This is a genomic window from Corynebacterium jamesii (assembly GCF_046097395.1).
Taxonomy (GTDB): domain Bacteria; phylum Actinomycetota; class Actinomycetes; order Mycobacteriales; family Mycobacteriaceae; genus Corynebacterium.
The window spans coordinates 719,313-732,445 of sequence record NZ_CP175789.1; the positions used below are offsets into that span (position 1 = coordinate 719,313).

General features: G+C 63.5%; 14 protein-coding genes. 12 read left to right on the forward strand and 2 right to left on the reverse strand.

The annotated features are described in order from the left end of the window. Positions 1–8: 8 nt before the first annotated feature. Genes dop through ACKFRT_RS03335 form a run of 9 tightly spaced genes read left to right on the forward strand, consistent with a single transcriptional unit; the run spans position 9 to position 9,659 of the window. A complete protein-coding gene (dop, locus tag ACKFRT_RS03295; RefSeq protein WP_408925732.1) occupies positions 9–1,532 on the forward strand; it encodes a depupylase/deamidase Dop in 1,524 nt (507 codons plus the stop codon). 2 nt (positions 1,533–1,534) lie between these two features. Then, on the forward strand, positions 1,535–1,729 hold the full coding sequence (locus ACKFRT_RS03300) for a ubiquitin-like protein Pup (protein ID WP_296214563.1): 195 nt from the start codon (positions 1,535–1,537) through the stop codon (positions 1,727–1,729). Next, positions 1,726–3,129, forward strand: coding sequence for a Pup--protein ligase (pafA, locus tag ACKFRT_RS03305; protein ID WP_408925733.1), 1,404 nt, complete (start codon positions 1,726–1,728; stop codon positions 3,127–3,129). Before ACKFRT_RS03300 ends, pafA begins: the two co-directional genes overlap by 4 nt. Then, a complete protein-coding gene (locus tag ACKFRT_RS03310) occupies positions 3,126–4,061 on the forward strand; it encodes a YafY family protein (RefSeq protein ID WP_296214559.1) in 936 nt (311 codons plus the stop codon). The genes pafA and ACKFRT_RS03310 overlap by 4 nt, the downstream gene beginning before the upstream one ends. Further along, a complete protein-coding gene (locus ACKFRT_RS03315) occupies positions 4,058–5,026 on the forward strand; it encodes a WYL domain-containing protein (protein WP_408925734.1) in 969 nt (322 codons plus the stop codon). Before ACKFRT_RS03310 ends, ACKFRT_RS03315 begins: the two co-directional genes overlap by 4 nt. Positions 5,027–5,061: 35 nt before the next feature. Beyond that, a complete protein-coding gene (gene tatA, locus ACKFRT_RS03320) occupies positions 5,062–5,301 on the forward strand; it encodes a Sec-independent protein translocase subunit TatA (protein WP_408925735.1) in 240 nt (79 codons plus the stop codon). A 36-nt stretch (positions 5,302–5,337) separates the two neighbouring features. Further along, positions 5,338–6,279 carry a twin-arginine translocase subunit TatC gene (gene tatC / locus ACKFRT_RS03325; protein WP_408926126.1) on the forward strand — a complete coding sequence of 314 codons (942 nt, stop codon included), beginning with the start codon at positions 5,338–5,340 and terminating at the stop codon, positions 6,277–6,279. Further along, complete coding sequence (locus ACKFRT_RS03330) at positions 6,266–8,938, forward strand: DEAD/DEAH box helicase (RefSeq protein WP_408925736.1); 2,673 nt, start codon at positions 6,266–6,268, stop codon at positions 8,936–8,938. Before tatC ends, ACKFRT_RS03330 begins: the two co-directional genes overlap by 14 nt. Beyond that, positions 8,931–9,659: an SDR family NAD(P)-dependent oxidoreductase gene (locus ACKFRT_RS03335; RefSeq protein ID WP_408925737.1), complete on the forward strand. Its 729-nt coding sequence runs from the start codon at positions 8,931–8,933 to the stop codon at positions 9,657–9,659. Before ACKFRT_RS03330 ends, ACKFRT_RS03335 begins: the two co-directional genes overlap by 8 nt. Here ACKFRT_RS03335 and ACKFRT_RS03340 read toward each other — a convergent pair. Then, positions 9,656–9,904, reverse strand: coding sequence for a hypothetical protein (locus ACKFRT_RS03340; RefSeq protein ID WP_296214549.1), 249 nt, complete (start codon positions 9,902–9,904; stop codon positions 9,656–9,658). The genes ACKFRT_RS03335 and ACKFRT_RS03340 overlap by 4 nt on opposite strands. Positions 9,905–10,055: 151 nt before the next feature. On the opposite strand from ACKFRT_RS03340, the gene ACKFRT_RS03345 reads away from it, so the two are divergent. Genes ACKFRT_RS03345 through ACKFRT_RS03355 form a run of 3 tightly spaced genes read left to right on the forward strand, consistent with a single transcriptional unit; the run spans position 10,056 to position 12,701 of the window. Next, complete coding sequence (locus ACKFRT_RS03345; protein ID WP_296214548.1) at positions 10,056–10,493, forward strand: FxsA family protein; 438 nt, start codon at positions 10,056–10,058, stop codon at positions 10,491–10,493. After that, entirely contained in the window at positions 10,490–11,917 is a 1,428-nt protein-coding gene (gene lnt / locus ACKFRT_RS03350) for an apolipoprotein N-acyltransferase (RefSeq protein WP_408925738.1), read from the forward strand. The genes ACKFRT_RS03345 and lnt overlap by 4 nt, the downstream gene beginning before the upstream one ends. Beyond that, entirely contained in the window at positions 11,910–12,701 is a 792-nt protein-coding gene (locus ACKFRT_RS03355; protein WP_408925739.1) for a polyprenol monophosphomannose synthase, read from the forward strand. The genes lnt and ACKFRT_RS03355 overlap by 8 nt, the downstream gene beginning before the upstream one ends. On the opposite strand, the gene ACKFRT_RS03360 is transcribed toward ACKFRT_RS03355, so the two are convergent. Next, positions 12,692–13,069, reverse strand: a complete 378-nt coding sequence (locus tag ACKFRT_RS03360; RefSeq protein WP_296214542.1) for an RNA polymerase-binding protein RbpA — start codon at positions 13,067–13,069, stop codon at positions 12,692–12,694. The genes ACKFRT_RS03355 and ACKFRT_RS03360 overlap by 10 nt on opposite strands. Positions 13,070–13,133: the final 64 nt, after the last annotated feature.

Below are 13,133 nucleotides of genomic sequence, written 5' to 3' on the forward strand. Positions count from 1 at the left end.
CTGAGAGCATGTTTGGACCGCACATCATCGGCTCGGAAACCGAGTACGGCATCGTCGCGGTGGATAACCCGGCGGCCAGCCCAATCCATACTTCCACGCAGGCCGTCGTGGCCTACGCGGAGCGCAGCGGACAAGGGGTGAACCGTCGCACCCGCTGGGACTACGAAAACGAATCACCCTTGCGCGATATTCGCGGCTTTGATCTGCGCCGCTACCGCAGGGGGAGCGCGCCGGTATTAGACCCCAATGCGCTGGGAGCAGCGAACGTCATTACTGCCAATGGGGCGCGTTTCTACGTAGACCATGCACACCCCGAGTATTCTTCTCCGGAAACCACGACCGCTTACGACGCTGTGGTGTGGGATAAGGCCGGCGACATCATCATGCACCGCGCGGCCGAGGCCGCCGAGCCGGATCTGAAGATCTACAAGAACAACGTGGACGGCAAGGGGGCCAGCTACGGCGCGCACGAGAACTACCTTTACCCCCGGGAGTTAGATGTGGAGGACGTCCAGGCCGCGCTGATCCCGCACTTCGTCACCCGCCAGGTGTTCTGCGGAGCCGGCCGCATCGGGCTGGGGCAACAGGGGGAGCAGCCGGGCTTCCAGATCAGCCAGCGCGCCGATTACATCGAAACTGAGGTCTCGCTGGAGACCACCCTGAACCGTGGCATCGTGAACACCCGCGACGAACCCCACGCCGAGGCGGATAAGTGGCGCCGCCTGCACGTCATCATCGGCGACGCGAACCTGTCGGAGTTCTCCAATTACCTGAAGTTCGGCACCACCGCGCTGGTGCTGGCGGCAGTGGAGCAGGGCGCCTACTTCGGTGATCTGCGTTTGCTGGAGCCTGTGTCCGACGTCCAGCGCGTTTCTCGCGACCTGAATTGCACCGCGCGCCTGCGCTTCTACGGCCAGGCGGAACGCACGGCCATTGAAACGCAACGAGAGATCCGCAAGCGGGTGGGGGAGATCGTGGAGCTGCGTGGCGACGATCTTGAGGTCTATGAGCTGTGGGGTCAGATCCTCGACGATCTTCAGGCCGATCCACTCTCCACCGCCGACCGCCTGGATTGGACAGCCAAGCTGCAACTAATAAACGCCTACCGCGCCCGCGGCCTGGAGTGGACCGACCCCCGCCTGGCGCTGGTGGACCTGCAGTACGCGGACATCGACCCGCGCCGCGGGCTCTACCACGCGCTAGTGAACAAGGGTCGGATGCGTACGCTGCTGGACCCGGCGGAGATCACGGCGGCGGTGGACACTCCGCCGGCTGCCACTCGCGCCTGGCTGCGGGGCCACTTGGTGGCGAATTACTCCGCGGATATCCTCTCGGCGAACTGGGATAACGTCATCGTGGATACCCCGGACGGCGCCGTGCAGATCGCTATGGACGATCCCCGCGGGTTTAACCAGCTGGAGCTGCGCACCCTGCTGGAATCAGGGTGTCAGCCCGACATCGCTGAACTCGTGGCAGGCTTGAAGGAAATCAACCCGGAGAAGGTTTCCGGGGTTGGCAGAAAGGAAGACTAATCATGGCACAGGGAGGACAGGTCAGCGCCGGCGGCGGTCGGCGCGACGACGACCAACCGATTGAGCAGACCACAGGCGCCGGCACCCAGCAGGTGAATGTCACCGGCACCGACGACTTGTTGGACGAAATCGACGGCTTGCTGGAGAACAACGCCGAAGAGTTCGTCCGCTCCTATGTACAAAAGGGCGGGCAGTGACAGCAATCCTGCGCCGCATCATGGGCCTCGAGACGGAGTACGGAATCGCCAACATCCAGGATTCCGCCCGCCGCCTGGGCCCCGACGAGATCGCCCGCAAGCTCTTCGCCCCGGTGGTGGAAGAGCACCGCAGTTCGAACATCTACACCAAGAACGCCTCGCGCCTGTACCTGGATGTCGGCGCGCACCCGGAGTTCGCCACCGCGGAGTGCGATAGCCTACACCAGCTGATCGCTTACGATCGTTCCGGCGACCTCCTGATGCACGAGCTGGCCGACCGTGCCGAGCAGGCCGTGGGCGGCAAGGTCTACTTGCTGAAGAACAACACGGACTCCCTGGGCAACTCTTACGGATGCCACGAAAACTACCTGGTCAGTCGCGATATTCCCCTTAAGGGGCTCAGTCAGCAGCTGCTGCCTTTTCTGGTCACCCGCCAGCTGATCTGCGGCGCGGGCAAGCTCGCCATCCCGTACCCCGGCGCGCCCAACGAGAACTTCGGCCCGGGTTACACCATGAGCCAGCGTGCCGACCACGTCTGGGAGGGTGTGTCGAGCGCCACGACTCGGTCGCGCCCCATCATCAACACCCGTGACGAGCCGCACGCCGATTCCTCCAAGTACCGCCGTCTCCACGTGATCGTGGGCGATTCGAACATGTCGGAGGTCACCACCGCCCTGAAGGTCGGCTCCACCCTGCTGGTGCTGGAAATGATCAAGGCCGGCGTGAAACTGCCGGACTTCGAGATGGCCAACGAGATCCGCTCTATTCGCGAAATCTCGCGCGACTTCACCGGCCAGGTCAATATCGCCCTGCGCAGCGGTTCTACCGCCACGCCGTTGGAGGTGCAGCGCGCTTTCTACGACGCCGCCCGCGCCTATCTGGCTAATCGTGAGGACGTGGAGCTGGGCGCCCCCAATGCGGAGCTAAACCCCGTCGTGGAGCTCTGGGGCCGTGTGCTGGACTGTTTCGACACAGGCGACTTCACCCCGGTTTCCACGGAGATCGACTGGGTCATCAAGAAGTCCCTGCTGGATCGTATGGCCGCCGCCCGCGGCCTGGACCCCATCGACCCACGCCTGGCGCAGATCGACCTGATGTATCACGATATTCATCCCTCCCGTGGTCTGTTCCACGTACTGGCGCGCCGCGGTCTGGCTAGAACGCTGCTGTCCCCGGAGGAGATCGAGCAGGCCGTCCGCCAGGCTCCACAAACCACCCGCGCGGCGGTACGCGGCCGTTTCCTCAGTGCCGTACGCGCCCACCCGGAGCTGTCCTACACCGTGGACTGGATGCGGGTGAAGGTCAATGGCGAAAACGGGGCAGAGGCCCTGTTGGCCGATCCCTTCGCCAACTCCAACGAGGACGTGGACCGCATTATCGAATCTCTGGAAGACCGATGAACCGCAACCGCCCCGTAGAAACGCACTGGGTTCCCGGCGCCTCTCGGCTGTTCAACCTGGTAATCGCGCTACTGAATTCCGATAGTCCGCGTGCGGTTGAGTGGGTGTTTTCCAACGTCGAGGGCTACCAACGCGCCACTGACGCGGCTGCCCGCAAGCAGCTGGAACGCGACCGACAGGACCTCGCAGCGTTGGGCGTGCACATCAGCGGCACCGACCGCCTGAGCCTCGACCCCGCCCAGACCTTCCTGCCAGATGTCGAGTTCACCGACGGCGAGGCCACCGTCATCGCCGCCGCCAGCCGCTGGGCTCAGTCCGGCGAAATGCGACCGGCTGCCCGCTCGGCCTACACCAAACTGGCCGCCGCTGGCATGCAGTACCGCGTTTCCACAGGCGAGGTCGCCGTTTCGAGCGTGCCGGACCACACGGCTCTCGACGACGCTTCCTTCGACGCTATCTTCCGCGCCCTCGACAACGGACTGGTCTTGAGCTTTAACTACTATCCCTCGCTGGTGGACACTCCCCAGCAGCGCCGCCTGGAGCCTTGGGCCTATGGCGCCCAGGATGGCCTGCTGTACGTCACCGGCTTTGACCCGGACCGCGGCGCCCAGCGCACCTTCCGCTTGGCTCGCATCGATTCCGTTTCCGCCCTGCCGGAGTTCGCCCACCAGCCACGCCCAGAGGGCACCCCACAACAGTTAATCGAGCAGGGTCTGCGGAGCAGCCGCCAGATGGTCACCGCCACCATCGAGTTCCCCGACGACGGCGCGTGGGAGCTGCGTCGCCTCGCCGACGCGGACGGCCAAGTTGGCCCCGTGGAGCGCGAGTGGCTAGTCCGCACCGCAGCCGCCTACGCCCCGCACGCGGTCGTGACGTCGCCGCCGGACCTTGTCGCCGATGTCGTCGCCGTACTCAAGGAGGCTGCTTCATGACGCCTCCACGTTCCAACGCCGAACAGTTCCTCCACACCCTGTCCGTTCTCGCCTGGTTCCGCTCCCACCCGGACAGCAGCCTGATGGCAGCCGCCCGCGCCCTGGACCTTTCCACCGCGCAGATTGCCCACGAGCTCGGCCAAGTCTCGCAGTGCCGCGTGCCGGCCAGCATCCTGGACATGCCCGTGGAGGTCACGGTGGATCACATGACTGCCTCGGTGGAGTTCTCCGCGGGGCTGGATCGCCCGGTGGCGTTGACCCCCATGGAGGCCGGTGTGTTGCTGTTGAACTTGCAAGCGCTGCGTTCCACCGCGCCGGCTGCAGCGCAGGCGGATATCGACTCCGCCAGCGAGAAGATTCAGTCCCTGCTGCGTTCCCGGCGCGAGTACACAGAGTCTTTTACCCCCGAAACATCACCCTCGACTCCCGCGTTTTGGGAGCTACGCCGTCAGCTGGCAGAGGCCATTCACTCCCGCCGGCGCGTCACCTTCAACTACCAGTCGCTGTCGAGCGATACCTTCAGCACCCGCACGGCAGATCCCGATCACGTGGCTCTCGTCGATGGTGAGTATTACCTGTGGGCACGGGAAAGTGGCGTCACCACAAAAACCTTCGCGCTGTCTCGCATGGAAGGGCTTGACCTGGGGGAGGAGGGCTCGGCCAGCACCCAACAGGTTCCCGAAATAGACCCGGAGGATCCGTTCGGCTTCGGCAACGCCGACGACTGGGCGCGCCTGGAGCTGGATGAGTCGCTGCGGTGGATGCTGGAGTACTTCCCGATGTGGGTGGTCGAGGACGAGTCGCGCCTGGTCGTCGACGTGCCAGATACCGGTGAATGGTTTTTGCGGTTTTTACTCGGATTTTCACCGGGTATTCGGCGGGTAGAACCGCTACCATTGGCCGAGAACTTAAAAGCCCTAGCGCGGCGTGGCCTCGAGGCATACGAGGCCCGCGGGCTAGAATAATAAGACCGATTCCAACGACAGAAAGCTCGTAGACAATGCCGAACCTTGGCGTTCCTGAACTAATTATCATCGCTCTGGTCATCTTCTTGCTGTTCGGAGCGACCCGCCTGCCCGCCGCTGCGCGCTCCCTGGGCCGCTCGATGCGCATCTTCAAGTCTGAGATGGACGAGATGAAGGACGACAAGAAGGAACTGCCCACCACCGAGCAGCAGCAGGCCCAGAACCTGGCTCAGCCGCAGTCCCAGCCCAAGACCGAGCAGCAGCCGAACGAGTAAGTGGCTAAGAAGTTGAAGAAGCCCGCCGATGGTTCGATGACCATCGTCGAGCACATCAATGAGCTGCGCAAGCGTGTATTCATTGCCCTAGTTGCCATCTTCATCGGCACAATAATCGGCTACATCTGGTACAACGTCGAGGTCGGCCCGATCCCTTCGCTGGGCGAGGTGCTGCGTGGACCGTACTGTAACCTGCCGCCAGAGGCTCGCTTTGGCTCCGAGGCGGGGCAGTGCCGCCTGCTGGCGACCGGTCCTTTTGAAATGTTTATGCTGCGCCTGAAGGTGGGTGCGCTGGCTGGCATGGTGTTCTCGTCGCCCATCTGGCTGGGCCAGATCTGGGCATACATCACGCCCGGCCTGCACAAGAACGAGAAGCGCTGGACTCTGGGCGTGGGCATTTCCGCCGGCCTGCTGTTCACCGTCGGTGCCGTGCTGGCCTACTTCGTGCTCTCCTACGGCCTGGAGTTTCTGCTGACCATCGGCGATGAAGCGCAGATCGCGGCGCTGAACGGCGAGAGGTATTTCAGCTTCGCCATGGCGCTGCTGCTGATCTTCGGCGTGAGCTTCGAGGTGCCGCTCATTACCGTGCTGCTGAACCTGGCGAACGTCGTCAGCTATCAGCAGCTCAAAGACAAGCGACGCTTCATCTGGGCTTTCCTTTTCCTCTTTGCGGCCTTCGTCACCCCGGGTCAGGATCCGATCTCCATGGTGATCCTGGCGATCTCGCTGTGTGCAATGATGGAAATCGCCACACAGATCGCGCGGCTCAACGATAGACGCCGCAAGAACAACCAGGAGGAGTGGCTGGAACTGGACGACGAAGAAGGTTCCGATATCGCCGCGCCGCAGCCGATTAAGCCCGTAACGGCCACCGCAGCCCCGCAGTCCACCAGCGCGGCCCGCCCGATCAACGAACCGAAACGCCAGGATCCCAAGGCACAGACCTTCACCAACAGCAATTTCGATGACATCCTTTAGCCCCCAGGTAGAGCACTTCTGTGCCCAGTATGACTTCCCGCTAGACGACTTCCAGGTCCAGGCGGCCGAGGCCATCGACCGGGGCAGGGGAGTGCTCGTCGCCGCCCCCACGGGCGCGGGCAAAACCATCGTTGGGGAGTTTGCCGTTTTCGCCGCCTTTCACAGCGATGGCACCTGCTTCTACACCACCCCCATCAAAGCGCTTAGCAACCAGAAGTTCCACGACCTCGTGGAACGCTACGGCGAGGCCAACGTTGGCCTGCTCACCGGCGATGTCACCATCAACGGCGACGCGCCGATCGTGGTGATGACCACCGAGGTTCTGCGCAACATGATCTACGCCGACTCCGAGCGGCTGGAGACCCTCACGCACGTCGTCATGGACGAGGTACACTTCCTCGCCGACCGCTCCCGCGGCCCGGTGTGGGAGGAGGCCATCCTCAACCTCGACCCGCGCGTGATTCTCGTGTCGCTGTCCGCCACAGTTTCCAACGTGGAAGAGTTCGGCGGCTGGCTCTCCGCCGTGCGCGGCGATACCGAAATCATCGTCACAGAGAAACGACCCGTCCCCCTGACGCAGTTCATGATGGTGGGCCGCCAGATTCTGCCCTTGTTCGAGGGCACAGAACAGCACCTCGGTGCCATCAATCGCAAGGTCGTCGCCGCCGCCGCGAAGGCCGAGGAAACCGGTAAACGCCGTGGGCCGAAGCGCGGGGACGTGATCCAGCACATGGCCACCGCCGGCATGTTGCCCGCGATTTACTTTATCTTTTCGCGTGTTGGGTGCGACGCCGCCGTTCGCACCCTCCTGGTCGATCGTGTGGACTACTCGTCTCCCGCGGAACGAGAGGAAATCCTGCGCACCGTCGACGCCGGCGTAGCCGACCTGACGGAAGAGGACCTGAACGTCCTCGGCTTCCGCCAGTGGCGGCGCGCAGTATCCCGTGGCTTTGCCGCCCACCATGCCGGTATGCTGCCGGCCTTCCGCCACATCGTGGAGGATCTGTTCTCCCGCGGCCTGCTCAAAGTCTGCTTCGCCACCGAGACGCTGGCGCTGGGCATCAACATGCCCGCCCGCTCGGTGGTGCTGGAGAAGCTGGTGAAGTTCAACGGCGAGACCCACGCAGACCTCACCCCCGGCCAATACACCCAGCTCACCGGTCGCGCTGGCCGCCGTGGCATCGATACGAAGGGTAATGCGGTGGTCCTGTGGAGCCAGGGGTTGGATCCTTATGGGGTCGCAGACTTGGCGTCCACAAGAACCTACCCCCTAGATTCCACCTTCCGTCCCGGGTACAACATGGCCGTAAACCTGATCGGCACCATGGGCCTGGACGAGGCGCACCGCCTGCTGCTGCGATCGTTCGCTCAGTACCAGACCAATGGCGCGGTGGTGGAAAGCGCGGAGCAGATAGAGAAGCGCCGCCGCGAGCTGGCCCAGCAGGAAAAGCAGCTCAAGGCCACCATTCGCGAGGTGCGCCGCCCCTCCAACAGCCTCAACGAGGACTTCCAGCTGGTCACCGAGTACGGCCAGCTGCGCCGTGAGCTGTCGCAAGAGGAACGCCGTGCCAAGCGCATGGTCGTCGACGAGGCGGCGACGGAGACGACCTCGCTGCTGCAATCTCTGCAGACTGGCGACGTCATCGCCCTGCCCACCGGCAAGAACCCAATGACCGCCGTGATCGCCCGGACGGACCACCGTGGCCGCCCCACCATTATCACCGAGGACAGCTGGGTGGAGCGCGTAAATCCCGAGATGTTCGGCAACACCCCGGTGCACATCGGCCACATGCGCCTGCACAAGGGAGTGGCGCGCAACCCGAAACGCCAGGCTAGGGCAGTAGCGGCAAACCTGCGGCGCCTACAGCTGGACAAGCCCAAGAAGCTTAAGCCGCGGGCACGCCGCCGCTCCCTTCGAGCGCTCGAGCTACGCGAGCAGGTACACGCACACCCGGTGCACGCCTGGGAGGGCCGTGAAGAGCTCTGCCGCGCCGCCGAGCAGTACCTGAAGGCCGCTCGCCGCCTGGAGTTCGAGCAGAAGGAGCAGCCGCAGGAGTCGGATTCTCTCTCCGCACAGTTCAATCGCATTCTCGCGTTGCTGGCGGAGCTGGACTACGTGGAGCTTGAGGGCAACACCGCCAGCATCACCATGGAGGGCGAGCGGCTTTCTAAGATCCACCATGAATCTGACCTGCTGGTAGCCCAGTGTCTGCGCCGCGGCATCTGGGACGAGCTGGATCCGGCAGAGCTCGCGGCGGTGGCCAGCACCTGCGTCTTCGAAAACCGCCGCGATTCCGGCGCCAAGGACGATGGCGTGCCCACCGAGCACCTGGCCACCGCGATCAGCCAGACGTGGCGCATCTACCAGGAGCTTTCCACCGACGAGCAGCGCCATAACCTCACCGTGACGCGCGAGCCGGAGCTGGGCTTTGCCACTGCGGTGCACCAGTGGACTGCCGGCGCCCCGCTGGAGTACTGCCTGCGCGCGGCCGAAGCCAGCGGCGCCACCCTCACCCCCGGCGATTTCGTGCGCTGGTGCCGTCGCGTGATCGACCTGCTGGATCAGATCAAGTTGACTGGCTATTCCAACGAAGTAAAGGCGGCCTCCCGCAAGGCGGTCGCCGCGATGAGACGAGGAGTTGTGGCCCTCGATGGCTAAGAAAATTGCAATCTTCGGCGCGACCAGCGAGATCGGGGGCGAGATCGCCCGCCTGCTCGCCCCTGGTAACCACCTGGTGCTCGCGGGCCGCCGCACCACGGATCTCGCCGACGAGCTGTACCGCCTCGGCGCCGCGCAGGTCGATTCCTTCTTTTTTGACGCCACCGACGTGGATTCCCACGCCGACCTCATCGCGGAGATCGAGGCCACCGGCCCGCTGGACGTGGCGCTGGCGATGTTCGGAGTGCTGGGCGACCAGGAGCTCGCGGAGCGCGACTCCGCCGAGGTCTACCGCGTGCTGCACACGGACTTCACCGCCCAGGCGGTGCTACTCACGGAGCTGTCCCGGGTGATGAAGTCCCGCGGCAGGGGAGTATTGGTGGCCTATTCCTCCATCGCCGGGGCTCGCGTGCGCCGTCCGAACTACGTTTACGGCTCGGCGAAGGCAGGCTTGGATGGCTTTTGCCAGGGCATGCAGGATGCTCTGCAGGGAACGGGAGTGCGCCTGGTCATCGTCCGCCCGGGATTCGTGATCGGCCGCATGACCCGTGGCATGGATCCAGCGCCGTTGTCCACCACGCCGGATGTGGTTGCCGAGGCCACCGTCCGCGCCATCAACGACAACAGCGCGGAATCCGTGTGGATCCCGCGCTCCCTGAAGCTGCTTGCCGCCGCCATGCAGGTGGTTCCCCGCTGGCTATGGCGGCGCGCGCCGCGTTAAACGTGGAAGATGTTGTAGAAGATCGTCCGCAGAACGCCGAAGGCCACGGAAATACCCGTAGCAGCGGCGATGCCGATCGCAACCTTAGCGAACGGGTTTAGCTCCTCCCACCACTCGTCGGAGTCGCCGGAACCCGTGCTGGAGCTCGAGCTCTGCTGAGTATTTTCTGCAACTGCCGGGGTGACGGTGGCCAGAGCCATCGTGGGGGCCAGAACAGCTGCAAGGATAGAGCGACGTAGACGCATCGAGATACTCCCTTAAAACGTAGTTAAGCATGGCGTGTAGGAACCATTTGTTCCATACCTTCGTTATCGTTATGTAAGCACGATTCCGTTACCAAGATCGCGTTTTCATAACAAATTTTCAGACGGATACTATAGGAGTTTCCCCACCATTATGCAATTCTTACCTGCCGTGTATCTCGTCGTGGAAATCATCGCTTTTATTTTGCTAGGAGTGTGGATCGGCTGGGGCTGGGCACTACTCACCGTTCTGGGACTGTTCGTCCTGGGCATCATCCTGGCCACCTGGCAGATGCGTGAGCTCACCGTCCGCGCCCTACAGCAGAGCGATAACCCAGGGAAGCTCTCCGCCGACATGGCGCTGTCCGTAGTGGGGGCGGTCTGCGTCGCCGTACCCGGCGTAGTCTCCAGCTTCCTGGGCTTGTTCTTCCTCATCCCTCCGACACGCACCCTCATCCGCAAGGGGTTGGGTCAGGCCGCCCGCCGTTCTCTGGAGCGCTTCGGCGTAACGACCTACACCCGCGTTAATCGCATACAGAATACGGGTGGTTGGGGAGACGTCATAGACCACCGCGCGGGCGAAAACGAATGATCCTTAGGCTCCTCGCCGCTGTTTTCAGCGGTGTGATGGTCTTCGCCGCCTTCGAGCCGACCGGCCTGTGGTGGGCGGCGCCGCTCGGCTTTGCGCTGCTTTTTTACTTCGCCGACCACCGCCACGCCGTTCTTATGGCATGGGTGCAGGGGCTGGCCATATACGGCCTGCTGCTGCCCTGGGTCGGGGAGTTCGTCGGGGCTGCTGCCTGGATCGCTCTGGCCTTCATCCAGTCTCTCTACAGTCTGCTGTTCGGCATAGGGCTTAAGTATTTAGTCAGGCGCCCCCTCGCCACCAAAATCGTCGGCATCCCCGCATGGTTCGTCGCGACTGAGTGGCTGCGCTCTTCCTTCCCTTTCGGGGGTTTTCCCTGGGGGCGCATCGCGTGGGGCCAGGCCAGCGGTCCACTCAGCTGGCTGATTCGCCTCGGCGGACCAGCGGTAGTCACGTTTGCCGTGGTGCTGATCGGCTTACTGCTGGCGCTCAGTGCCCGCAAACACGTTGTTCCCGCGTGCACCCTCGTCGGAGTGGTGGCCATGATCGGCGCCTATGCACTGCTCATTCCCACCACGCCTGCCGACCGCACCGTGGACGTCGTCGCCGTACAGGGCAACGTCCCGCGCCTGGGGCTGGACTTCAACGCGCAGCGCCGCGCGGTTCTAGACAACCACGTGCGCCAGACGGAGAAGCTGCGTTCCCATCCGGACATCGTCATCTGGCCGGAGAACTCCGCCGACGTCAATCCCCTCACCGATACCGCCGCGCGCCAGCAGGTGGAGCGCGCCCAGCGGTCGGTTGGCGCGCCGATTCTCGTGGGCACCGTCAGCCCGGAGCACAACACGATGGTCGCCTGGGACGGCGACGGGCCAGGGGAGAGGCACGTCAAGCGCTACCTGCAGCCCTTCGGCGAGTACATGCCGTTCCGTAATTTCCTACGCCGGTTCAGCGAGTACGTCGACCGTGCCGGCAACTTCCAGCCCGGTAATGATAACGGCGTAGTGCACATGGACGACGTCGCCGTCGGTGTGGCCACCTGCTACGAGGTCAGCTTCGACGGTGCCTTCCGCATGGCCGTCCAGGGTGGTGCGCAAATCCTAACCAGCCCGACCAATAACGCGACGTTCGGCTTCACGGACATGACGTACCAGCAACTCGCTATGTCGCGCATGCGGGCACAGGAGTACGATCGCGCAGTGGTCGTCGCCGCGACCTCGGGTGTCTCGGCGATCGTCGCCCCCGACGGCACGGTAGAGCAGCGCACCGCCATCTTTACTTCTGACGCCCTCGAGGCCGAGTTGCCACTTAGCGATACAATGACACTGTCAGCCCGCGTCGGCCCGTGGGTGGAACGGATCCTGGCTATCCTGGGTCTGCTGTCCGTGACATTTACTTATAGGAGAGGTAAGAAAGCTTTTCATGAATAAGCTCAGCGATAAAACACTGGTCATCATCCCGACCTACAACGAGAAGGAAAACCTCCCTCTCATCATCGGCCGGCTGTTGAAGGCCGAGCCCGAGCGCGTGGACGTGCTCGTCGTCGACGACTCCAGCCCGGACGGCACCGGCGAGCTGGCAGACGAGATGGCCGCTGACAACCCCAAAATCCACGTCATGCACCGCGGCGGCAAGGGTGGCCTGGGCGGCGCTTACATCGCTGGTTTCCACTGGGGTCTGGAACGCGACTACGAGATCCTGTGTGAGATGGACGCGGACGGCTCCCACGCTCCCGAGCAACTGTATCTGCTGCTGGATCGCATCGATTCCGGCGCGGAAATGGTTCTGGGCTCCCGCTATGTTAAGGGTGGCAAGACCGTGAACTGGCCGGTCAGCCGCGAAGTCCTGTCCCGCGGCGGCAACATCTACGCCTCCGTGGCGCTGGGCGCGGGCCTGTCCGACATCACGGGCGGCTACCGTGCGTACCGCCGAGAGGTGCTAGAGGGCATCGACCTGGATGCCGTTGATTCCGCCGGCTATGTCTTCCAGGTGGACCTGGCATGGCGCGCCGTCGAGGCCGGCTTCGACGTGCGCGAGGTACCGATCACCTTCACCGAGCGCGAGATCGGTGATTCCAAGATGAGCGGAAACATCGTCTCCGAGGCTTTGCTGCAGGTGACGAAGTGGGGTGCCGTGCACCGTTTCCACCAGGTGAAGTACCTGGCTCAGGAGTCTTGGCGCATCGGTGCGGGCACCGTACGCAACTACTTCTGATTCGCTTCCTGCTGCTCCTTCATCAGCTTCACCGCGGTGCGGCGACGCTTGCGGAGCAGTTCAATGCGCTCGTCGAGAAGCTCATCCAGCTCCTCGAGGCTGCGGCGCTCGCGCAGCATGTCCCAGTGGGTGCGCGGGGGCTTCACCGGCTTGGATTCCTGGCCTTCGCCCTCCACCAGCGTGCCTAGCTGGCCGTTCTTGCACATCCACTCCTGGGGGATCTCCGCATCGTCGGCGAAGGGGACCTCGTAAATTTCCCCAGCCTCGGTGCGGTACTTCACCATGCGGCGGGGAGCTAGGTCGTGGTCGCGGTCCGTCTCATAAGAAACGGCACCCATGCGACTTCCGCGCAGAACGCGATCGGCCATTATCAATCACTCCTCAATCAGTTTGAACTAATCCATCATAACAACGAAGTCTTACTAAGAATTG